The sequence below is a fragment of the Aeromonas oralensis genome (assembly GCF_049665575.1).
Taxonomy (GTDB): Bacteria; Pseudomonadota; Gammaproteobacteria; order Enterobacterales; family Aeromonadaceae; genus Aeromonas; species Aeromonas hydrophila.
Genome location: NZ_CP187186.1, coordinates 1313409 through 1335568, shown reverse-complemented (window position 1 = coordinate 1335568; position 22160 = coordinate 1313409). Strand labels below are relative to the sequence as shown.

The following is a 22160-nucleotide window of genomic DNA, read 5'->3' as shown; positions in this document are numbered from 1 at the left end:
TTACTTCTCCTGCTCGGCTATCTCTTTGACCCAGGGGCGGTGCCACTCCCGCATCAAGAGCTCGTTTCGAAAACGCATCAGGGAGAGGGTCCCGAGGAAGGCGGCAAAGGCCAGGATCATGATGAGCAGCGGCCACAGCATCTCGGGGGAGATGGAAGGCTTGTCAAACTTGGTGATGCTGGCGCCCTGGTGCAGGGTGTTCCACCACTCCACCGAGTAGTGGATGATGGGCAGGTTGATCACCCCCACCAGCGCCAGGATGCCGGCGGCACGACCGGCCAGCACCTTGTCGCTGAAGGCGTTGTAGAGAGCAATGACGCCGAGGTAGAGGAACAGCAGGATCAGCTCGGAGGTGAGTCGTGCATCCCACACCCACCAGGTGCCCCACATGGGTTTGCCCCAGGCGGCGCCGGTAAACAGTGCGATGAAGGTGAACACGGCGCCGACCGGCGCGACCGCGGCCACCGTCATGTCCGCCATCCGCAACTGCCACACCAAACCGATGAAGGCGGCCACCGCCATGGTGGAGTAGGCCCCCATGGAGAGAATGGCGGCCGGAACATGGATGTAGATGATCCGGAAGGAGTCGCCCTGCTGATAATCCGCAGGTGCAAAGGCCAGCCCCCAGAGGGTGCCGATGATGAATGCCAGCAGGCTTGTCACTGCAAACCAGGGCAGCAGGGTCCCTGCCAGCTGGTAAGCGCGCTCGGGTTTAGCGTAAGGGTGCAACCATTTCCACATAGCTCACAAAACCTTTCTGTTATTAATATCGTGGCGAGGCCTACCATACCCACTGCCGGAAAACATCACATCCCCCGAAAGCAATAAGCAGCCATCCTCTTGATCTATCTCAATTATATTTTTTATAACGGCCCTTCCATGGCCACTTTTTCAGACGCTTTCGTCAATTCACGCTGACTCGTAGCGCCGCCGAGACCGCCAGCGGGGTCAGGGTCAACGCACCGGCCAGCATGGCCCCCAGAATCGCCAGCTGCCCCGAATAGGGCAGCCCCATCCCCGCCGCATCGATGGCGGAGGTGGCAAAAATCAGTACCGGAATATAGAGCGGCAGGATCAGCAGGCTGAGCAGTACCCCCCCTTGCGCAGACCGACCGTCAGCGCGACGCCGACCGCCCCGAGCAGGCTCAGCACGGGCGTCCCCAGCGCCAGGGTGGCGACCACCGCCAGATAGGTGTTCATGTCCAGTGACAGCAGAATGGCGAGCAGCGGGGAGATGAGCAGCAGCGGCAGGCCGGTCAGCAACCAGTGAGCGATCACTTTGGCCAGCGCCAGCAAGCCCAGCGGATGGGGCATCAGCATCATCTGCTCCAGCGCACCATCGCCAAAATCGTCGCGAAACAGCCGCTCCAGCGACAGCATGGCCGCCAGCAGAGCGGCCACCCAGATGATGCCGGGAGCGATGCGGGCCAGCAGCTTGGGCTCGGGGCCGATCCCTAACGGAAACAAAGTGATGACGATGAGGAAAAACCAGAGCGGGTTGAGGATGTCGGAGCGCTGGCGCAGGGCCATCAACAACTCGCGGTGGATCAGGTACATTACGGCGCGCAACATCAGAACTACTCCTGCAGCAAGGGCGTGAGAGAGAGGGTCTTCAACCGTCCCTGCATCAGGGTCATGTCCTGATGGGTGGTGAGGATCACCATGCCCCCTCGTTCGGCGTGGGTCAGGAACAGCCGCTCCAGCACCTTCACCCCCTGCTTGTCGATAGCGGTGAACGGCTCATCCAGGATCCAGAGCGCCGGCTTGTCACTGAGCCACAGGCGAGCAAGCGCGACACGGCGCTGCTGGCCGGCAGAGAGCTGACCGGTGGGGTTGTCTTCAAACCCGGCCAGACCGACCCGGGCCAGCACCCGCCACAGATCCACGCTGGTATCGGCCGCATGATGCAGTTTCTGGTAGAAGGCGAGGTTTTCGAGCGGTGTCAGGGCAGCCTTGACGCCAGGCTGATGACCGAGATAGAGCAGATTGGCGTGATATTCATCGCGGCAACTGCGGATATTTTCGCCATTCCAGCACACTTCACCGGCGAGTGGTTGGGACAAGCCGGTCAGCAAGCGCAGCAGGCTGGTCTTCCCTACCCCGTTGGGGCCTTCAATTTGCACCAGATCACCAGGAGCCACCGCAAAGGAGAGATGTTCAAACAGAGTGCGATCTTCACGCACGCAGCTCAGATTGTGAATTTGAAGCAGCATGAGGATGTAATCAGTGAAAAGAAGCGGCCTGCATATTAACACAGTATCGGGAAGCGTCTTTTCAAAGATGCCAATTATCAGCAGGATTTGTGGGGGAGATCCCGCCTTGAAGGGAGGGGAAAAAATCAGGAAGGCGGATGCCTTCCCGAACATTCATGAGCGGCCTTTTCGCAATGAAATCAACAGTTCAGCCTCGGCCTTAGGCAATTCACATTCGTTCATGACCTCATCGAGGTCGGCACCGAGTTCCACCATCTTGGCGGCGCGGCTGTACAGGCGCCGTTCCGGATCCTGCAGGGTCAGCTCCTGCTGGCGATCGTTGATCTGCTGCATGGCCCCTTCGACGGATTGCAGACGCTGGCCCATGCCGATGGCCCCGGTATGCAGCTCCATCATCTGCTTGCGCAGGCTCTCGAGCTGCCCTTGCAGCGTCTCCACCCTGGCCTCGGACTCTCGCTGGCCACGTCGGCTGCCAATCACCCCATACAGGGCCAGCACCAACGCCAGCAAGGACAACCCCAAGGCGGCAATTTCAATCATCAACACATTATCTTCCTATCAGAGGGAACCGATATCTTCCCACTCTTCATCGGAGAGCAGCTTGTTCAGATCGACCAGGATCAACAGCTGACCATCGCGGTTGCTGACACCCTGAATGAACTTGGCACTCTCTTCGGTACCCACCGCCGGGGCCGCGTCGATCTCGGAGGAGCGCAGATAAACCACCTCGGCCACGCTATCGACCATGATGCCGATCACTTGCTTTTCCGCCTCGATGATAACGATGCGCGAGTTTTCACTCACATCGCCGGAGGGCAGGCCGAAACGGGAACGGGTATCGATGACGGTGACCACGTTGCCGCGCAGGTTGATGATGCCCAGTACATACTCGGGAGCACCGGGCACAGGGGCGATCTCGGTGTAGCGCAGCACCTCCTGCACCTGCATCACGTTGATGCCGTAGGTTTCATTTTCCAGCTGGAAGGTGACCCATTGCAGCACTTCATCTTCGGCCAGATTCTGTGCAATATTGCGCTTTTCTGTCATGTTTTTATTCCTTTTATGAAAACGTCTACTGGTAAAACTAGCAATAAAACAGCCCGAGTGCAGAAGTTATCAGCGACCTTCTATGTTGACCCCGCGCTCCAGCAACAGGAGCAATTCCTTCACGTGCAGCAGGGCACACATCTTCTCCTTGACCATGCCCGCCAGCCAGGGGCGTTTGCCCTCCTGATGGCGCCATTTGACCTGGTCACGATGCAATAACTCCGTTCCCTTCAGATGATGACAGGCAAGTCCCCAGGGAGATTCACCCAGCATGATCAAATACTTGTAATCGGGCACTTCCAGATGCTGGCCAGGCATGACCCACTGCGCCGTGTCCACCACGTTCATCTTCTGTTCGCGGGAAGTCATGATCCCCTTGTACCAGCCTGGCTGACCAAACAGGGTGTTCACTTCTCCCAGTTGATGAATACCGCCAAGCTCGGTCAACGGCACCGCAAAGGTGACACCTGCGACCTCAAAGAACAGCGCCTGAAACTCCTTGCCGGTATCGATATTCTCCCAGGTGGAGGGTGCAACCTCCTCCTGCGGCGCCAATGCAACATCGGTCTCTGTCACCACCAGCGTGGCAGGATCCGCAGCTGCAGGCTCAGGCATCACCTCGGGCCACACTGGCTCGACGGGTAGCAGAGCATCCTCGGCCTCAATCTGAAGCGGCTCGCTGACGACCTCTTCATGACTCAGCGCGTCGATTTCAAACTGAACCTGACCGACCTGAGCCAGCAATTCACTCAACTGCTCCAGCCGTTGATCCGCCTCCAGATAGGGTTGCGCCACCTTATCGGCAACCGGCTGGGGCTGACGCTGCAGCTGGATGACGGGGGCAGAGTCGGGCTCGTCAGACGAATCCAGCAGCAGCGCATCATCCAGCAACAGGGAATGGAAGTAATCATCCATGGCCCGAACTTGGGTGGTATCTCTCATGATGTCACCTCATGAGCACGCTGACGCTCTTGCGCATCAAGATAGTTGAGCAGGGTCTCATAGGCATAGGTGCCACGGCTGCTCGGCGAATAGATGGAGGGGGGAATGTGAAGCAAACTGGCATCCCGGAACTTGGTATCTATGGGTATGACGGCATTCCATACCGCATTGCCGTGCTGCTCCTTGATGGACTGCAGAGTCATCAGCGAGGCACGGGTTCGCTTGTCAAACATGGTGGGAATGACGGTATAACGGAACTTCTCCCGTTTGGAGCGCTGCATGATTTCAAACGTCTTCATCATCCGCTCCAGCCCTTTGAGCGCCAGAAACTCGGTCTGCACCGGTACCAGGATCCGGTCACACGCCGCCAGCGCATTGACCATCATGACCCCCAAGACAGGCGGGCAGTCGATCAGCACATAATCGTACTGCTCCTGAATGCGCAGCAACGCCCGCTTGAGTACCAGCCCCATCCCTTCCCGATTGCCCATCACCCGATCCAGGGTCGCCAGGGTGATTGACGCGGGCAGCAGATGAATGTTGTCAAACTTGGTGCGCAGCGTCAGTTTATTGACGAGCTCTGCCGTTGGTTTGACCGCCTGAAACAGCTCATAAAGAGTGCCATCCAGCCGGTCGGAATCAAAATCGAGATAAGAGGTCAGGGAGGCATGAGGGTCGGTGTCAATCAACAGCACCCGCTGACCGCGCTGGGCCAGAATACCGGCCAGCGAGACCACTGTGGTGGTTTTACCGACCCCACCCTTTTGGTTGGCAACCGTCCAAACAATCACTGTATCAATCCTGCCTCGTTGTTATGCGTATGCCACCACCTGGCAGCGTGATCACCTTGACCTCTCCTGCCTCGACCGCCTGTTGCACTGCCGGCACTGGTGTCTCCGTTACAGGCTGCACCGAGGGAGTTGATACCGGTACGGGTGGCACCCAGGCGAACTTGGAAATAGCGACCACCACCTTGCGATTCTGTAAGCGCCCCTGCTCGGTACTGTTGTCCGTGAAGGGAGAAAACTCCCCGTAAGCTTCATAGGCCAACCGCTGCGGCGCGATCCCTTTGGCGATGAGCGCGGTGAGCACGGCTTCCGCCCTTGCCGCAGACAACGTCCAGTTGGAACGAAAAATTTCATTATTTATCTGCTGGTTATCGGTATAACCGCGCACTCTTACATAGTTATCGACCTGCTTCAGAATACTTGAAAGAGTATTTAGCACGGGATCGGCATTGGTACTCATGAAGGCGCTGCCGCTGCCGAACAACAGACCCGAGCTCAGCTCGACGGTCAACCAGTTGTCATTGAGCGTCAACTTGACTACCCCGGCATCGACCAGAGAACCCATGCTCTCCTGCAATTGCGTATCGATCTTCGCAAGAGTCATACCATCTTGCACGATGGGAACACCTGAGATGGGAGCCAAAGAGGGTGAGCGGGCTGTGGCGCTCTCCAGAACCGAGGAGGCGGCAGATACCTCGTTGTTCAACAACGACTTTCCCTGCCCTTCCAGCAAACCGTCGTTGCGTGGCTGCATGACGTTGAATGCCTGGGTCATGCCATCGATGACCGCGCGATACTTGTCCTTGTTGACCAGCGCCACCGAATAGAGCACCACGAACAGGGCAAAGATCAGCGTCATGTAATCGGCGTAGGAAACCAGCCAGCGATCGAGATGTTCCCGACCTTGCAGATGCAAACGGTAGCGCTTGCGCATGGCTATTCTCCCTTCAGATAAGCCTTCAACCGCCGTTCAACCTGAGGACCATTTTCGCCATGGGCGATTGCCATCAAGCCTTCCAGCGTCATCTCCTGAAACAGGGCGTAATGATAGTGAAAAGCCCGCAACCGGTTGGCAATCGGCAGGTATAACAGGTTGGCAAAGCCAACCCCGTAAATAGTGGCGACAAACGCAACGGCAATACCGGCACCCAGCGAGGCGGGTTCTTCCAGATGAAACATGGCCTGGATAAGTCCAATCACGGCACCGATGATACCTATGGTCGGACTGTAACCCCCCATGGCTTCAAAGACTCTGGCGGAGTGTTCGTTTCGCTCCTGCTCGATGTCGATATCCGCTTCGAGCAGCATGCGAATATCATCTATCGACACCCCGTCCACTATCATGGTGAGCCCCTGCCGGGTAAATTCGTCACTCTCCTGATCAGCCTGGTTCTCCAGCGCCAGCAACCCTTGCTGACGTGCAAACACGGCCCAGGCTTGCAGTCGTTCAGCTTGGGCGACCAGATCCCAGGCGGGAGGTAACAGCATCCAACGGGTCTGTCTTATCGCTTCCAGCAGAAACTTGCGTGGCGTCTGCAAAATGACCGCCCCCCAGGTTCCACCCACCACGATGACGAAAGCAGGCCCATCAAGCAGGGTAAGCAGGTTGCCGCCATGCCATAACTGGGCAATGGCGATGGCTCCCAGTGCCAGGATCAGGCCGAACATGCCCATCGTTAGCGGCCCAGCTCAACCAGGATTCGTTGTGCAACCCGATCAAGCGGCAGTGATTCCGTGGCGATGCCGGCTTTGGCAACCGCTTGCGGCATGCCATATACCACGCAGGAGGCTTCATCCTGTGCCCAGATGGTAGAGCCCTGCTCCTTGAGCAAACGCGCACCATCCCGACCATCCGCCCCCATCCCGGTCAACACGATGGCAAGCACCTTGTCGGCATAGGTTTTGGCAGCAGACGCAAAGGTGATGTCGACACATGGCTTGTAATTCACCTTGTCATTGCCATCGACAATCCGGATGCGGGCACCCGCACCACGCCCTTCCAGCAGCATCTGCTTGCCGCCCGGCGCCAGGTAAGCATGGCCAGGTTTGAGCACATCGCCATCTTCCGCTTCCTTGACTCCGATCTGGCACAGACCGTTGAGTCGAGCGGCAAACGCGGCGGTAAAGGTTGCCGGCATATGCTGGATCAACAAGATGGGATGAGGGAAATCACCGGGTAATTTGGTCAACACGTTCTGCAGCGCAACCGGGCCACCCGTCGAGGTACCGATGGCCACCAGCTGATAACTCTTGCCACTGCGTTTGAAGGCAGCTGCTGGCATGGCGCGCGGCGGCTCGGCCTGACGCTCTGCCGGCCGGGCGATTGAGCTGCCCAGCGGGGAACGGGCGGCAGGTTCAGGCGCTTTGGGACGAGCAGGAGCCGCCATCAGGAAACGCTTTCGAGAAATCTCCTTGACTCGCTGCTGTAACAGACGAACAGCTTCATCCTTGTCACGGGCGATATCTTCAAATTTCTTGGGCAGGAAATCGAGCGCCCCGGCATCCAGCGCATCCAGCGTCGCTTTGGCCCCTTCATGGGTCAAAGAGGAGAACATCAGGATCGGAGTCGGACACTTGGCCATGATTTCGCGTACGGCGCTGATGCCATCCATCACGGGCATCTCGATGTCCATGGTGATCACATCCGGGCGCAACTGGATCGCCTTGTCCACGGCCTCGCGTCCATTTTGAGCCGTATCGATCACCGTCAGCATGGGATCCTGAGTGATGATCTCGCTGACCCGACGACGGAAGAAGCTCGAATCGTCGACAACTAATACCTTGACTGCCATTGTTATTTTTCTAACTCCTTGGGCCTGGGCTATCAATGTCTACGGGCATACGCCTTGAGCAGACTCGGCACATCCAGAATGAGTGCAATACCACCATCGCTGGTGATGGTGGCTCCCGCCATGCCGGGGGTACCTTGCAACAGGCTGTCCAGCGGCTTGATCACCACTTCTTCCTGGCCAATCAGGTTATCCACGACAAAGCCGATCTGCTGCGTGCCAATCTGTACGATGACCACATGACCCGTATCCTGCCGTGACTTCTTGTGCTTGCCCCTGACCAGCCAGTTGTACAGATAGAAAAGCGGGATGGCTTTTTCGCGCACTATGATGGTGAGCTGTCCATCCACCATGTTGGCCTTCTTGAGGTCCAAGTGGAAAATTTCGTTCACGCAGCCCAGAGGCAGCGCGAAGGTCTGCTCACCCACTTCCACCATCAGGGTCGGCAGAATGGCCAGGGTCAGCGGCACCTTGATTTCAAGCCGGGTGCCCTTGCCCCAGGTCGAATCGATATGCACCGAGCCATTGAGGCTGACGATACTGGTCTTCACCACGTCCATCCCGACACCACGGCCGGAGATATCCGAGATCTCGGACTTGGTAGAAAAACCGGGGGCGAAGATCAGGTTGTAGGCATCGTTGTCGCTCATCCGCGCCGCCGTATCGGCATCCAGCACACCACGGCTGATAGCGATGGACTTTAGCTTCTCAGGATCCATACCAGCACCATCATCTTCGATGCACAGCAAGATATGATCGCCCTGCTGGGAAGCACTCAGGGTAATGGTACCCTGCCGTGGCTTGCCTGCTTTCTCACGGACATCCGGCATTTCAACCCCATGGTCACAGGAGTTGCGCACCAGGTGAACCAGCGGGTCAGCCAGCGCTTCAACCAGGTTCTTGTCCAGATCCGTCTCTTCCCCCACCATCACCAGCTCGATTTCTTTCTTGAGGGTTCGAGCCAGATCACGAACGACGCGCGGGAAGCGACCAAACACTTTCTTGATGGGCTGCATGCGGGTTTTCATGACCGCACCCTGCAGATCTGCCGTCACCACATCCAGGTTGGCAACCGCTTTTGACATGTCTTCATCGTTGCTGGCAATACCAAGGCTGACCAGACGGTTGCGCACCAATACCAGCTCACCCACCATGTTCATGATGACGTCCAGCGTCTTGGTATCAACCCGTACAGTGGTATCGCTTTGTACTGCGTTGTCTGCAGGAGCAGGGGCCGGTTGCTTGGCTGGCGCAGGGGCTGGTGCCGGTTTTGCCGGTGCAGCAGCCGGTTTGGCGGCGGCCGGGGCAGGCTTGGCTGCCGGAGCTGGCGTGGTGGCAGAGGGTACTACTGCGGCCTGCACAGGCGTGGCTGGTGGTGGCGTAATACTGGTTTGCGGCCCCTGGCCACGACCGTGCAGTTCATCCAGCAGACGCTCGAATTCATCATCATCGATAAGTTCATCGACTTCTTTTTGTACTGATTTCAATGGATTGCTTTCGGGGGCTCCGCCATGTTGGCCCTGACCATGCAACTGATCAAGCAGGGCCTCGAACTCATCGTCGGTAATATCTCCGGAACTTGCCACCACAGGGCTGGCGGCAGCAGTCGGAGCACCTCCCACCCCATGCAGTTCATCGAGCAGGCGTTCGAACTCATCGGCAGAGATCTCATCAATGGAACCCCCACCGCTGACGACGGAAGACGCGGGGACAGGATCGGCGATAGGTTCCGGGATGGCTGCGGCCACCTCGACCACCTCCTCAATGGCAGGAGCCATCTCTTCGGACGCCACATTGCCACCCACAGAGGCGGTCAACAGCTGCTCTTCCCCTTCAGGCTTGCAGAGCTCATGCAGGTCGTGCAGGATTTCAGCGGAAGCCGGGCTTGGCGGTTCGCGATTCTGCACTTGGGCAAACATCACATTGATGGCATCCAGCGCCTGCAAAATGACATCCATCAACTCGGCAGTAACGGTCCGCTTGCCATTGCGCAAGATATCGAACACGTTTTCAGCACCGTGACAAACATCCACCAACTCGGTCAGCGAGAGAAAGCCGGCACCGCCTTTGACGGTATGGAAGCCGCGAAATATGGCATTCAACAGATTCTTGTCATCGGGTCGCTTTTCCAAGTCGACCAGTTGTTCAGACAACTGTTCCAATATTTCGGATGCTTCGACCAAAAAGTCTTGCAGTATGTCTTCATCAACTTCGAAGGCCATGCGTCACTCCATTAAAATCCCAGGCTAGACAGCAGATCGTCCACATCATCCTGACCATTGACCACATCGGAACGAGTCTCAGGGTTCATGATGGGGCCTTCAGCTTCAATCCCGCTTACAGGAAGGCTGCGAGAAGAATGCTCAGCAGATGCCTCACCAAACATAGTCAGCATTTCTATTAATTTAGTTTCAACTTCCTGAACCAACTTGATGACCTTGCGGATCATCTGGCCGGTCAAATCCTGAAAATCTTGCGCCATCAGGATTTCTGTCAGCAGTTGCCGTAATTTATCGGCATCAGATTCAGAAGCCTTAATGAAATCATCCAGTTGGTGACATAAAGACTTGAACTGCCCAACACTCATCTCTCTGCTCATCAGGGCATTCCAGTTGGGCAGAACAAGCTGAATATTGTCATTTAGTCGATCGGCAATCGGTAGACTGGCTTCCACGGCATCCATGGTGCGATTGGCAGCCTTGTCCGTCATGTCGATGACATAACTGAGTCGCTCCCGCGCATCGGGGATTTCGTGGGTGGCCAGATCGGGGATCCGGGGATCTAGCCGAAAATCTTGTAGGGAATCATGTAGTTGTCGGGTCAACTGACCCACTTTGTCAAACAGGGCCGCCGCATTGGGGGCACACGCATCGGCAATGAGAGTGTCGGCCTGTTCAAATTCACCTTGCTCAAGATGGGCAACAAGCATCCTTGCCTGATCGAGCGAAATCATTGCACTCGTTTTGGCCTTCATCCCTGCTGCTCCTTAGCCGATTCGTTCAAAGATTTTGTCGAGTTTCTCTTTGAGCGTTGCAGCAGTGAAAGGCTTGACGATATAACCATTGACGCCCGCCTGGGCAGCTTCAATGATCTGCTCGCGTTTCGCTTCGGCAGTCACCATCAGTACCGGCAGGTGTTTGAGTTTGTCATCGACGCGAATAGCCTTGAGCAGGTCGATGCCTTGCATGCCAGGCATGTTCCAGTCGGTCACGACAAATTGAAAATCACCATTTTTCAACATTGGCAAGGCCGTGTTGCCATCGTCTGCTTCGTGGGTATTGTTGAATCCCAAGTCACGCAGCAAGTTCTTGATAATCCGGCGCATCGTTGAAAAATCGTCAACAATGAGGATTTTCATGTTCTTGTCCAAAATTCCCTCCTAAATAGCCGCCAGAGCGGCTCACTTACATGATGCAGATCGCAGGTTTTGTTTTGCGGATTATGCCTTAGAGTTTTGTTTCAGTGTAGCCAGTACAAACACTTATACATGCCAATCTCTTAAACGCGCGCGTAATCTGTGCATCGCCTGACTGTGTATCTGGCTCACGCGAGACTCGCTGACGTTCAATACCTCGCCTATTTCACGCAAGTTCAGTTCTTCATCGTAGTAAAGGGAGAGCACCAGCGCTTCCCGCTCCGGCAAGCGGCCGATGTGTTCGGCCAGCGCCCCTTGAAAACGCTCGGCGGCCAGTTCATCAAACCCATTGCTGCCCGGCTCGTCATCGGGATGACCGATGACATCCTCGCTGACGCCAAGATCTTCGATGCCGATGATCTTGCCGCAGGAGACATCCTGCAGCATGGCGTGATACTCACCAAGGCTGACCCCCATCTGGGCGGCGACTTCGCTATCGCGAGCATCACGGCCATGGGCTTGTTCAACATTTTCGATGGCTTCGGCGATGGTGCGGCTGTTGCGGTGTACCGAACGCGGCACCCAGTCACCGCGCCGGATCTCGTCGAGCATGGAACCGCGGATGCGGATCCCGGCGTAGGTTTCAAAGCTCGCCCCCTTGCTGCCGTCAAAATTGCGGGAGGCTTCGAGCAATCCAATCATACCTGCCTGGATCAGGTCATCCAGCAAGACACTGCTTGGCAGGCGAGCCAACAAATGCTGGGCGATCCGTTTCACCAGCGGAGCATGACGCTCGACCAGCACATAGGAATCCTGATGACGCAAGTACGCTTGGGCTTTATTCACGGGAACCTTCCTGTGCTATGACCGGCTTTTGCAGCAAATTTTCCAGGAAAAATTCGAGATGACCACCGGGTTGGTTAGGAATGGGCCAGCTTGCCGCCTTGTTGGCCAGCGCTCTGAACGCCAGCGCGGCCGGTGACTTGGGGAAGGCTTCGACAATAAGCTTTTGCTTGCGCACGGCGGCTCGCAAATTGGTGTCATAGGGGACGCAGGCAACCAGCTCCAGCGAGGTATCCAGGAAACGATCGGTGACCCGGGTCAGCTTGGCATAGAGTTCCTGCCCTTCACGCAAGGAGCGAACCATGTTGGCCACCACCTTGAAGCGGAAGACGCCGTGCTCCTTGGAGAGGATCTTGATGAGGGCGTAGGCATCCGTGATGGAGGTCGGTTCATCGCACACCACCACCATGATGTCCTGGGCCGCACGGGTGAAGCTCAGCACCATGTCGGAGATGCCGGCCGCCGTATCCACCAGCAGGATGTCGACCTGGGTCTTCATCTCGCTAAAAGCGCGGATAAGCTCGGCGTGTTGCACCGGCGAGAGCTCGACCATGGACTGGGTACCCGAGGTGGCCGGCACTATCATCATGCCGTACGGGCCCTCGACGATGATGTCGTCGATGGTGCATTCGCCGGCCAACACGTGGGACAGGTTGCGATGCACCCGCAGCCCCAGCATGACGTCCACGTTGGCCAGGCCAAGGTCGGCGTCCAGTACCATCACCCGTTTGCCCTGGGCGGCCATGGCTCCCGCCACGTTCAGGGTCACGTTGGTCTTGCCGACGCCACCCTTGCCACCAGACACGGCGATCACTTTTACTCGATTGTTTTGACGCATTTTGCGCAGACCACTCGCCTGATCCATATACATGTTACTCATAAAACTCCGAATCTTCGGCCTCGCCAAAGCCTGTGCCCCAGAAATAGGGTTCTTCTGTTTCCCGCTCCAGCGAGCCCATGGCAGCTCCGACGAGCTGTGCCGCATTGGCGACCTGAATATCTTCCGGAACCCTTTGTCCATCAGTGATATAGCTGATGGGCAGCGCATTCTGGATACACACGTTAATCACTTCGCCCAGATTCAGACTCTCATCCAATTTGGTAAGTATGCAGCCGCTCAATGGAATACGCCGGAAATGGTCCACCGCTTCCTGCATCACCCGACGCTGGGAAGTGGCCGACATCACCAGGTAGCTGCGGATGCGTACCTTGGCATTCTTGACCAGAGTATCGAGCTGCTCGGTCAGCCGGATATCGCGCTGCCCTACCCCGGCGGTATCGATGAGCACCAGCCGGCGGTGGCGGAACTGATAAAGCGCATTGGCCAGCTCCTCGGCATCCCGCACCTGCCGCACCGGGCAGCCCATGATGCGACCATAGGTTTGCAACTGCTCATGGGCACCGATCCGGTAGTTGTCGGTGGTGATGAGCGCCACCTGCTCGGCGCCATACTTCATGGCAAACCGCGCCGCCAGCTTGGCAATAGTGGTAGTCTTGCCCACCCCGGTCGGCCCGAGCAGGGCAACCGCCCCACCCTGCCGCAGAATTTCGTCTTCACTGATCTTGAGCTGGGCCGTCAACACCTCGGCCAACTGGGCCATAGCTTGATGAATGGACATATCCTCGGGGATAAGGCCGGCCAACTGATCGGCAAAGGCATCGTCAAACCCTATCTTCTTGAGCTCCTTGATGAGCAGGGCACGCATCGGCTCGCGACGCTCCACCTCCTGCCACATCAGACCGGAGATCTGGTGCTCCAGCAGCTTGCGGATGCTGGCCATCTCCTTGCGCATTCCCTCCATCTCCTGATCCCGCTGGGGGGATTGGGGAGCACGGCCGGGCGCGGCGGCTCTCGCCTTCGGTTTGGCGGGCTCGGGAGCGGCCCCCCACTGCCCCTGCTCGGCCAGAGTACGGGGCGCGCCGCTGGCAGCGGCCGACGGGGCGCCGTTCAGGCCCGCCTGACCATTCTGGGCCGGGTTCAACTTCTGCTGGCGAGCCAGCAAGGCGGCCAGGGTGTCGGCATAATGTTCGTTCTGCTCCTGGGCCGGACTCGGTGCAGGGCGGGTCATCTGCCGTCCGGCAGACGAGATATTGACGCTCTCATCGTTCAACTGACGGCGAACCGGCGCATCTTTGGGTCCCGGAACCTGGGATTGATAATCGACAGCGGCGACTATCTCCACCCCACCGGTGACCTTCTTGTTGGACATGATGACGGCATCGGGCCCGAGAGTCTCCTTGACCTCGGCCAGAGCCGTTCGCATGTCCTTGGCAAAAAACCGCTTAATCTTCACCCGTCATCTCCGCTAACTAGTTCTGCCCTACCGCACTGACGATGCGGATTTGCTTGTCATCAGGCACTTCCTGATAAGACAGAACGCGCAATCCAGGAATGGCATTCTTGACAAATTTCGCCAGGGTATTGCGCAGTATCCCTGATGTCAGAAGCACGCCGGTTGGCCTTCCAGTTCTTGTCGTTGAGTGGCTTCCACCAGCGAGCGTTGCATCCGCTCCGCCAGACCCGGCTCGATGCCGGCGCCATCACCACCCCCTGCCTGCAGGGATTGATGCAATATACGTTCCAATTCCGGTGCCAAGGTGATCACCGGCAGTTCGGGATCCGGGCCGGCAATCTCCTGCACGATCAGCCGGCGCAGGGCGATACGGCAGGCCGCCGTCAGCACTTCCGGATCCTGGCTGCGCGGGGCATATTCCACCAGGGTCTGCAGGATAGTGCGCATATCGCGGATTGGCACGCCTTCATTGAGCAAATTCTGCAATACCTTCACCAGGTTACCCATGGTGATGACCTCAGGAACCAACCCTTCCACCAGCTTGTTCTGGTGCTTCCCAATCATGTCGAGCAACTGTTGTACTTCGTCATGGCCCAGCAGCAAGGCGGCATGGTTGGAGAGGATCTGGCTCAGGTGAGTGGCCACCACGGTCGCGGTATCCACCACCGTGTAACCAAGGGTCTGCGCCTGGGAGACCTGCTCCTTGGCAACCCACACCGCCTCCAGCCCGAAAGCGGGATCCCGGGTCGCAACCCCCTGGATCTGGCCGAACACCTGGCCCGGATTGATGGCCATTTCCTTATCATGGTAAACATTGGCCTCGCCGGTACTGACTCCCATCAAGGTGATGCGATATTGGTTCGGGGCGAGATCCAGGTTGTCGCGGATATGCACCGCAGGCACCAGAAAACCCAGCTCCTGGGAGAGCTTCTTGCGCACTCCCTTGATCCGGTTGAGCAGCTCCCCACCTTGGTTGCGATCCACCAGCGGGATGAGTTGATAGCCCACCTCCAGCCCGATGATGTCCACCGGCATCACGTCGTCCCAGCTCAGGTCTTTCTGCTCGTGGGTCTGCTCCGTGCTCGCCGGCATCAGCTCGCCCTTGGCCGCCTTGGCCGCCAGCTGTTTCTCGCGGCGCAGCAGCCACCAGGCACCGGCGGCGGCGATGGCCCCCAGACTCAGGAACGCCAGATGGGGCATGCCGGGCACGCTGCCCATCATCAGCAGGATACCGGCCGAGATGACCAGGGCTTTGGGATTGTCGAACAACTGCCCCAGCACTGCGGTGCCCATGTCCTGATCCGTGTTCTGGCGGGTCACTATGATGGCGGCAGCAATGGAGAGCAGCAGCGACGGGATCTGGGCCACCAGACCGTCACCGATGGCGAGCAGGGTATAGATCTGGGCCGCTTCGCCGAAGGTGAGCTGGTGCTGCACCATGCCGATAATGAAACCGCCCAGGATGTTGATGAAGAGGATCATGATCCCCGCCACCGCATCCCCTTTCACGAATTTCGAGGCACCGTCCATGGAGCCGTAGAAGTCGGCTTCCTGGGTCACGTCCTGGCGGCGCTTCTTGGCCTCTTCCTGATTGATGAGGCCGGCGTTCAAGTCCGCATCGATGGCCATCTGTTTACCGGGCATGGCATCCAGGGTAAAGCGGGCGCTGACTTCTGAGATCCGGCCTGCACCCTTGGTGACCACCACGAAGTTGATGATCATCAGGATCATGAAGACGATGATGCCGACCGTGTAGTTGCCGCCGATCACCACATTGCCGAAGGCTTCGATCACGTGGCCGGCCGCCGCACTGCCGTTGTGGCCTTCCAGCAGCACCACCCGGGTAGAGGCGACGTTGAGCGCCAGCCGCAGCAGGGTCGCGATCAGCAGCACGGTCGGGAAGGCGGCAAATTCGAGCGGGCGGCGGGTGTAGACGGCCACCAGCAGTACCACGATGGAGAGCGCGATGTTGAAGGAAAACAGGATATCCAGCATCAGCGGCGGAATGGGCAGCACCACCATGCCAAGAGAGGCCAGCACCAGCAGCGGCGTCCCAAGGCCCTTGGTCAACAGCCACTTGTACTCTTTGATTCGGCCCAATGATGCCTGGAGTTTCATCGTTTTTCTCAATCTCAAACCGCTGATGCCAGATTAAAGCAAACATCAAGCCAATAATACAAGATATTGAAATATAATGATTTTATTTTGACTGTGTCAGAAGTTTGTCATTTGCGGAATTCGGTTGGAATGGGCAGATCCTTGGCCAGCGGATTGGGACGGCGACCACGGCCACGGCGGAACTTCTTGAGCTGATAGACATAGGCCAGCACCTGGGCCACGGCGGCAAACAGCCCTTCCGGGATCTCGTGACCAATCTCGGTGGCGTGGAAGATGGCGCGGGTCAACGCCGGGGACGGCATCACCGGGATCTCGTACTCCCTGGCTATCTCTCTGATCTTCATCGCGATTTCATCGGTGCCCTTGGCCACTACCTTGGGCGCGCTGCCCGGCTTGGCGGTATCGTACTTGAGTGCCACCGAGTAGTGCGTCGGGTTGGTGATCACCACGTCCGCCTTGGGCACATCCCCCATCATGCGGCGCATCGCCATCTCCATCTGCAAGCGGCGGATCCGCCCCTTCACCTCGGGTTTGCCTTCGCTGTCCTTGAACTCATCCTTGACCTCCTGCTTGGTCATCTTGAGCTGGCGCATGTGGTTCCACTGCTGGAACGGCACGTCGATGGCCACGATGGGAATGAGGGCGCAGCAGAGAATGATCAGCATCCACAACAGCAGATCCAGCGCGTCTATGATGCCGCCCGGGTAGCCCTCGAGGGAGAGATTGAGCAGATGGTTGAACTGGCTGGAGAGCATCCACCAGGCGAACAGGGAGATGAACACCACCTTGGCGATGGACTTGACCAGCTCGACCAGGGATTGTACCCCGAACATCCGCTTGATGCCGTTGAGCGGGCTCAGCTTGCTCCACTTGGGCAGCATGGCCTCGGAGGAGAAGTTCATCCCCCCCATCAGGGTATTGCCGACGAAGGCGGCGATGGCCACCAGCATGAACAGCAGACCGAGTGGGTGCAGCAGCTCACGCAGCAGGGCCGGCAACATGGTCATCATGGCATTGGGATCGAACGCCTGCTCCCGATCCAGGGTAAAGCCCATGGTGAGCACCTTGACCATGGCGCCGGCCAGGCTCTCCTTGACCATCAGCAGGCCAAACACGGCCGCCAGCAGGACGCTGGCGGTACCCAGCTCCTTGGATCGTGCAATCTGCCCTTTTTCCCGGGCTTGTTGCAGTCGTTTGCCCGTGGGTTGTTCGGTACGTTCCTGATCGGTATCAGCCATGCTGACCCCCGTACAGGTCGAGGCAATCAGGCATCAAAGCCGCCTGAGCGCCGTTGTTGAGTCGCACGCAGCCAATAGGGCAAACCCAGACAGTCCGCTCCGCGCAATGGAGCCCCCAACCTGCCGCCGGCATCTTACTGGCCCCCCAGACACTGGGTGCCGATGAGGGTGCAACTGGTCTCCTGCACCCGCTCCCACATGCTGTCGAAATGGCCGAGGAAACCACCTATGGTCAACCAGAGGATCAGCAGGCCCGACATCATGCTGACCGCAAAGCCGATGCTGAAGATGTTGAGCTGGGGTGCGGCACGGGTCATGACGCCGAAGGCAAAGTTGATGAGCAGCAGGGCGACGATGGCGGAGAGCGCCATCACCAGCGAGGCCTGATACATGACCCCGAGAAAACCGATCAGATCGCGAATGGAGGGCAGGCTGAGGCCGCTGTCCGAGACCGGCAGGGTATCAAAGCTCAGCACCACCATGCGCAGCATGATGAGGTGACCATCCACCGCCAGAAACACCAATGTCGCCAGCATCAGGTAGAACTGGCCCACCACCGGCGCCGACTGGCCGTTCATGGGGTCCACCAGGGTGGCAAAACCCAGGCTGGTCTGCATGGCGATGATCTGGCCGGCCATCACGAAGCTCTCCATCAGGAACTGGGTCATGAGGCCGAGCGCGACCCCGATGAGCAACTGCTGGCCCAGCACCAGAAAACTGCCGACCGAGAACAGCTCGATCTTGGGCATGGGGGGGAGCAAAGGGGCAATCATCAGTGTCAGCGCCAGCGCCAGGCTGATGCGCACGCGAGCCGGTGTCAGGCGGCTTCCAAACACCGCCATCACCATCAGCAGCCCGCTCACCCGCGCCAATGGCCAGACGATGGAAGACAACCACTCCATGATGAGAGCAGTTGTGTAGGTCATCCCGGCACCTTGTGGACCAGCGAGGCCAGCAACGGGCACAGAAGGCCGCTCTGATCGAGCGGGCCCCTCATCCCACCACCTCCGGAATTTGGCTCACCATCAGCAGGAAGAAGTCCATCAGACTCTGCAAGCCCCAGTGCGCCCCCGCCCCCAGTGCAAACAGGGTGACGATGAGACGGGGCAGAAAGCTCAAGGTCTGTTCGTTGATGGAGGTGGCCGCCTGGAAGATGGCCACCAGCAAACCGACGCAGAGGCTCGGCAGGATCACGGCACACACCATGATGGTGACCAGCCAGAGCGCCTCGCGAAACACGTCGATAAAGGTTTCAGGACTCATGCCGTTCGCTCCTTGCGTTGCTCGCCCTTAACCACCGGCACCCAGCCCGAAGCTGTTGGCCAGGGATCCCAGGATAAGATTCCAGCCATCCACCATGACGAACAACATCAGCTTGAATGGCAGGGAGACCAGCATCGGCGACAACATCATCATCCCCATCGCCATCAGGATACTGGCCACCACCAGGTCTATCACCAGGAACGGCAGAAACAGCATGAAGCCTATCTGGAACGCGGTCTTGAGCTCGCTGGTGACAAACGCCGGGATCAACACCCGCAGCGGCACGTCGGCGGGCTTGTCCACCTGCACGTTCGCTATCTCCATGAAGGTGTTGAGATCCTTGATCCGGGTCTGGGCCAGCATGAACTGGTGGATGGGCAGCTCGGCCTTCTCCAGCGCCTCCTTGGCCTGGATGGTCTCGGCCAGATAGGGTTGCAGCGCCTCGTTGTTGATGCGATCCAGCACCGGCGACATGATGAAGAACGACATGAACAGGGCAATGCCGATCAACACCTGGTTGGAGGGGCTCTGCTGCAGGCCGATGGCCTGGCGCAGAATGCCGAGCACAATGATAATGCGGGTAAAGGAGGTCATCATGATGACGATGGCCGGCAGGAAGGAGAGCGCCGTCATCAGCGCCAGCACCTGCAGGGTCAGGCTGTATTCCTGGCTGCCGTCCGCCATGGTCTTGATGGTGACTGCCGACATGCCGTCCTGGGCCAGCGCCAGCGGCGAGCAGAGGATCAGGAGGGATAACAGGCCGACCAGCAGCCCACCGTGCGGCCGTGAGCCGTTAGCTTTTTTCATGCTTGCCCATCAATTTGCCAAGCTGCTGGGAGAACGCCTGGGGCTGGCTCTCGTCCAGCGGCTCTTCCAGACGATAGAGAAAGTTGACCTGCTGCGGCGTCACCCCAAGCAACAGCTGCTGTTCGCCCACCTTGACCACCAGCAGCTTCTCCTTGTAGCCCACCGGCAGGCTGGCGATGACCCGCATCTGGCCGCCCCCCATGGCAGTGGCAATCTTGCTCTTCTTGAGCAGGAAACCGAGCACCAGAATGAGGCCGATGACCATCAGGCTGGAGAGCAGCCAGGAGGTGAGGCTGGGCGGATTGGCACCCGCACCGGGTTCAGCCAGTGCGGGGAAGGACAACAGCAGCAATGGGGAGACGCGGATCATTTGAGTTTCTTGATCCGTTCAATCTGGCTGATGACGTCGGTCAACCGGATGCCGAACTTGTCGTTCACCACCACCACCTCGCCGTGGGCGATCAGGGTGCCGTTGACCAGTACGTCCAGTGGCTCGCCCGCCACCCGATCCAGCTCCACCACCGAGCCCTGGTTGAGCTGCAGCAGGTTGCGGATGCTGATCTGGCTGCGGCCCACTTCCATGGCGATGGTCACCGGAATATCCAGAATGGTATCCAGCTTGCGCCGCTCCTCGGCACTGATGGGGGCATCATCCTTGAGCTCTTCGAGGGGAGCGGGTTTGGCTTCGGCAGTCACCTGCTCTTCCAGCGCGGCAGCCCAGGCATCCGCCATCAGATCCTCTTCATCAGTTCCGCTCATCTTGAATTCCTTATGCTGCTTTCTTGACGGCCTGCCAGCGCAGATCGCCGTTTATCGTTGTTGATCTTCGATGCTGCGCTCGAGCTCTTCCAGCTCGGCCTCGCCATCGATGCGTACACCGCCCCGGGTCACCAGATGCATCTCGGTCTTGACCCCTTCCGGGCGCTTGAGTTTGTCGGTGATTTTGAGCGCCACATTGTCCTTGGTCCGCCCCATCTTGGCATGGAAAGTCGGCAAGTCCTCCACGAACACCAGCAGGTTCTCCGGCATATCTACCGGGATGATGTCGCCGGGTTGCAGCTCCATCAGCTCGCGCAGGGTGAGCTCGGTCTCCAGCAACTTGGCTCGCAGCTCCACCTTGACTTCCATGATCTCGTCGCGCAGCGCCTTGCTCCAGCGCACGTCGGTGTCGCCCTTGTCGCTCTGCACACCAGCATCCAGCAGCTCGCGGATGGGCTCCAGCATGGAGTAGGGCATGGCCACATGGAAGTCACCGCCACCGCCATCCAGCTCGATGTGGAACGAGCTGACCACGATCACCTCGGTGGGGCTGACGATGTTGGCCATGGCCGGGTTTACCTCGGAGTCGAGGTACTCGAAGCCCACGTCCATCACCGGCGCCCAGGCGTCCTTGTAATCCTCGAACACCAGCTTGAGCAGCATCTGGATGATGCGCCGCTCGGTGGGAGTGAACTCGCGCCCCTCAATCTTGGCGTGGTAGCGGCCGTCACCACCGAAGAAGTTCTCCACCAGGATGAAGACCAGTCGCGCCTCCATGGTGATGAGCGCCGTCCCCTTGAGCGGGCGGAAGCGCACCATGTTGAGGCTGGTCGGCACGAACAGGGTATGCACGTACTCGCCGAACTTGAGCATCTGCACGCCGTTGATGGAGACCTCGGCGGTGCGGCGCATCATGTTGAACAGGCTGATCCGCATGTGGCGGGCGAAACGCTCGTTCACCAGCTCCAGGGTCGGCATGCGACCACGGACGATGCGGTCCTGGGAGGAGAAGTCGAACTGGGCAACGCCGGGATCTCCCGCCGCACCTATCTCTTCCTCTTCGACATCATCGACCCCGTGCAAGAGGGCATCAATTTCGTCCTGACTTAACAGATCGCTCACGCTTCACCCTTATTGCATGACAAAGCCGGTAAACAGCACTTGTTCGATAACGGGGGAAGAGACCAGGTCATTGAGCACCCGACGGCACTCTTCCAGTGAATCCTTGCGCAGCTTCTCCTTGCCCTCGAAGGTCATCAGCTGCTCGCTAGTGGCCGCACTGAAGACCCGCAGCAGGGTGCCTTCGATGAGGGGGATATTCTGCTTGGCCAGCGTCTCGTCGGCGGTGCCGCGCACCATCAGCTGGATCTTGATCTGCACCAGCCGGTCACGCTGACCACCGGAGACGTTGAACACGAAGGGGCGCGGCATGCCCACGTAGAGCGAAGGCTGAGGTGCCGCCTCCTTGGGCTTGGCATCCTTGCCCTCCCCCGCGGCCTCGGCCCGTCGGTTTGTCGCCGCCGGACAGCATGAACCAGGCGCCGGCCCCACCGCCACCCAGCACAATCACGGCCAGGGCAATAATCATGATCAGCTTCTTTTTCTTGCCTGCCGCCGGATCTTTCAGCGTCAGTTCGTTATCGTCTGCCATCCCTTGTCCACCCTAGTCTCAAACTTGTTCGATATCATAAACTTACTCGGGCT

Annotated in this window: 22 protein-coding genes and 3 pseudogenes; all 25 read right to left on the bottom strand. The window is 58.5% G+C overall.

What is annotated here, in order from left to right; all coding sequences use genetic code 11:
- A complete protein-coding gene (locus ACPDZI_RS06520; protein WP_076361231.1) occupies nt 1–741 on the bottom strand; it encodes a heme ABC transporter permease in 741 nt (246 codons plus the stop codon).
- A 163-nt stretch (nt 742–904) separates the two neighbouring features.
- Nucleotides 905–1572 (bottom strand): annotated as a pseudogene (gene ccmB, locus ACPDZI_RS06515) (heme exporter protein CcmB).
- Between the two features lie 5 nt (nt 1573–1577).
- Nucleotides 1578–2213, bottom strand: a complete 636-nt coding sequence (gene ccmA / locus ACPDZI_RS06510) for a cytochrome c biogenesis heme-transporting ATPase CcmA (RefSeq protein WP_076361229.1) — start codon at nt 2211–2213, stop codon at nt 1578–1580.
- 153 nt (nt 2214–2366) lie between these two features.
- Entirely contained in the window at nt 2367–2753 is a 387-nt protein-coding gene (locus ACPDZI_RS06505; RefSeq protein ID WP_011705296.1) for a DUF2802 domain-containing protein, read from the bottom strand.
- Nucleotides 2754–2771: 18 nt separating this feature from the next.
- Entirely contained in the window at nt 2772–3260 is a 489-nt protein-coding gene (locus tag ACPDZI_RS06500) for a chemotaxis protein CheW (RefSeq protein ID WP_005298836.1), read from the bottom strand.
- 69 nt (nt 3261–3329) lie between these two features.
- On the bottom strand, nt 3330–4202 hold the full coding sequence (locus ACPDZI_RS06495) for a chemotaxis protein CheW (protein ID WP_011705295.1): 873 nt from the start codon (nt 4200–4202) through the stop codon (nt 3330–3332).
- On the bottom strand, nt 4199–4993 hold the full coding sequence (locus ACPDZI_RS06490; RefSeq protein WP_139388689.1) for a ParA family protein: 795 nt from the start codon (nt 4991–4993) through the stop codon (nt 4199–4201). The genes ACPDZI_RS06495 and ACPDZI_RS06490 overlap by 4 nt, the downstream gene beginning before the upstream one ends.
- 4 nt (nt 4994–4997) lie before the next feature.
- The gene (locus ACPDZI_RS06485) at nt 4998–5924 is read right to left on the bottom strand and encodes an OmpA family protein (protein ID WP_438834216.1); all 927 of its coding nucleotides are present in this window, start codon (nt 5922–5924) and stop codon (nt 4998–5000) included.
- 2 nt (nt 5925–5926) lie between these two features.
- Nucleotides 5927–6664 (bottom strand): flagellar motor protein, encoded by a 738-nt coding sequence (locus tag ACPDZI_RS06480; protein WP_024943899.1) that lies wholly within the window; start codon nt 6662–6664, stop codon nt 5927–5929.
- Nucleotides 6665–6666: 2 nt separating this feature from the next.
- Entirely contained in the window at nt 6667–7782 is a 1116-nt protein-coding gene (locus ACPDZI_RS06475; protein ID WP_017409957.1) for a protein-glutamate methylesterase/protein-glutamine glutaminase, read from the bottom strand.
- A 32-nt stretch (nt 7783–7814) separates the two neighbouring features.
- Nucleotides 7815–10001 carry a chemotaxis protein CheA gene (locus ACPDZI_RS06470; RefSeq protein WP_438834215.1) on the bottom strand — a complete coding sequence of 729 codons (2187 nt, stop codon included), beginning with the start codon at nt 9999–10001 and terminating at the stop codon, nt 7815–7817.
- An 11-nt stretch (nt 10002–10012) separates the two neighbouring features.
- Nucleotides 10013–10753 carry a protein phosphatase CheZ gene (locus ACPDZI_RS06465; RefSeq protein WP_011705289.1) on the bottom strand — a complete coding sequence of 247 codons (741 nt, stop codon included), beginning with the start codon at nt 10751–10753 and terminating at the stop codon, nt 10013–10015.
- Between the two features lie 12 nt (nt 10754–10765).
- On the bottom strand, nt 10766–11137 hold the full coding sequence (gene cheY, locus ACPDZI_RS06460; protein ID WP_005298814.1) for a chemotaxis response regulator CheY: 372 nt from the start codon (nt 11135–11137) through the stop codon (nt 10766–10768).
- A 123-nt stretch (nt 11138–11260) separates the two neighbouring features.
- Nucleotides 11261–11980: an RNA polymerase sigma factor FliA gene (locus tag ACPDZI_RS06455; protein ID WP_017409955.1), complete on the bottom strand. Its 720-nt coding sequence runs from the start codon at nt 11978–11980 to the stop codon at nt 11261–11263.
- Complete coding sequence (locus ACPDZI_RS06450) at nt 11973–12848, bottom strand: MinD/ParA family protein (RefSeq protein ID WP_010634619.1); 876 nt, start codon at nt 12846–12848, stop codon at nt 11973–11975. The genes ACPDZI_RS06455 and ACPDZI_RS06450 overlap by 8 nt, the downstream gene beginning before the upstream one ends.
- A 1-nt stretch (nt 12849) precedes the next feature.
- Nucleotides 12850–14271 carry a flagellar biosynthesis protein FlhF gene (flhF, locus tag ACPDZI_RS06445; protein WP_268031376.1) on the bottom strand — a complete coding sequence of 474 codons (1422 nt, stop codon included), beginning with the start codon at nt 14269–14271 and terminating at the stop codon, nt 12850–12852.
- Between the two features lie 16 nt (nt 14272–14287).
- Nucleotides 14288–16389 (bottom strand): annotated as a pseudogene (flhA, locus tag ACPDZI_RS06440) (flagellar biosynthesis protein FlhA).
- A gap of 107 nt (nt 16390–16496) precedes the next feature.
- Complete coding sequence (gene flhB, locus ACPDZI_RS06435) at nt 16497–17627, bottom strand: flagellar biosynthesis protein FlhB (protein ID WP_060388869.1); 1131 nt, start codon at nt 17625–17627, stop codon at nt 16497–16499.
- Nucleotides 17628–17761: 134 nt separating this feature from the next.
- A complete protein-coding gene (fliR, locus tag ACPDZI_RS06430) occupies nt 17762–18553 on the bottom strand; it encodes a flagellar biosynthetic protein FliR (RefSeq protein ID WP_011705283.1) in 792 nt (263 codons plus the stop codon).
- A gap of 67 nt (nt 18554–18620) precedes the next feature.
- Nucleotides 18621–18890 carry a flagellar biosynthesis protein FliQ gene (gene fliQ, locus ACPDZI_RS06425; RefSeq protein WP_011705282.1) on the bottom strand — a complete coding sequence of 90 codons (270 nt, stop codon included), beginning with the start codon at nt 18888–18890 and terminating at the stop codon, nt 18621–18623.
- Nucleotides 18891–18917: 27 nt separating this feature from the next.
- Nucleotides 18918–19697: a flagellar type III secretion system pore protein FliP gene (gene fliP / locus ACPDZI_RS06420; protein ID WP_011705281.1), complete on the bottom strand. Its 780-nt coding sequence runs from the start codon at nt 19695–19697 to the stop codon at nt 18918–18920.
- Nucleotides 19684–20067 carry a flagellar biosynthetic protein FliO gene (gene fliO / locus ACPDZI_RS06415; RefSeq protein ID WP_017781141.1) on the bottom strand — a complete coding sequence of 128 codons (384 nt, stop codon included), beginning with the start codon at nt 20065–20067 and terminating at the stop codon, nt 19684–19686. Before fliO ends, fliP begins: the two co-directional genes overlap by 14 nt.
- The gene (fliN, locus tag ACPDZI_RS06410) at nt 20064–20456 is read right to left on the bottom strand and encodes a flagellar motor switch protein FliN (RefSeq protein WP_011705280.1); all 393 of its coding nucleotides are present in this window, start codon (nt 20454–20456) and stop codon (nt 20064–20066) included. Before fliN ends, fliO begins: the two co-directional genes overlap by 4 nt.
- A gap of 51 nt (nt 20457–20507) precedes the next feature.
- A complete protein-coding gene (gene fliM / locus ACPDZI_RS06405) occupies nt 20508–21578 on the bottom strand; it encodes a flagellar motor switch protein FliM (RefSeq protein WP_438834214.1) in 1071 nt (356 codons plus the stop codon).
- Nucleotides 21579–21587: 9 nt separating this feature from the next.
- A pseudogene (gene fliL, locus ACPDZI_RS06400) lies at nt 21588–22107 on the bottom strand (flagellar basal body-associated protein FliL).
- Between the last annotated feature and the right edge of the window lie 53 nt (nt 22108–22160).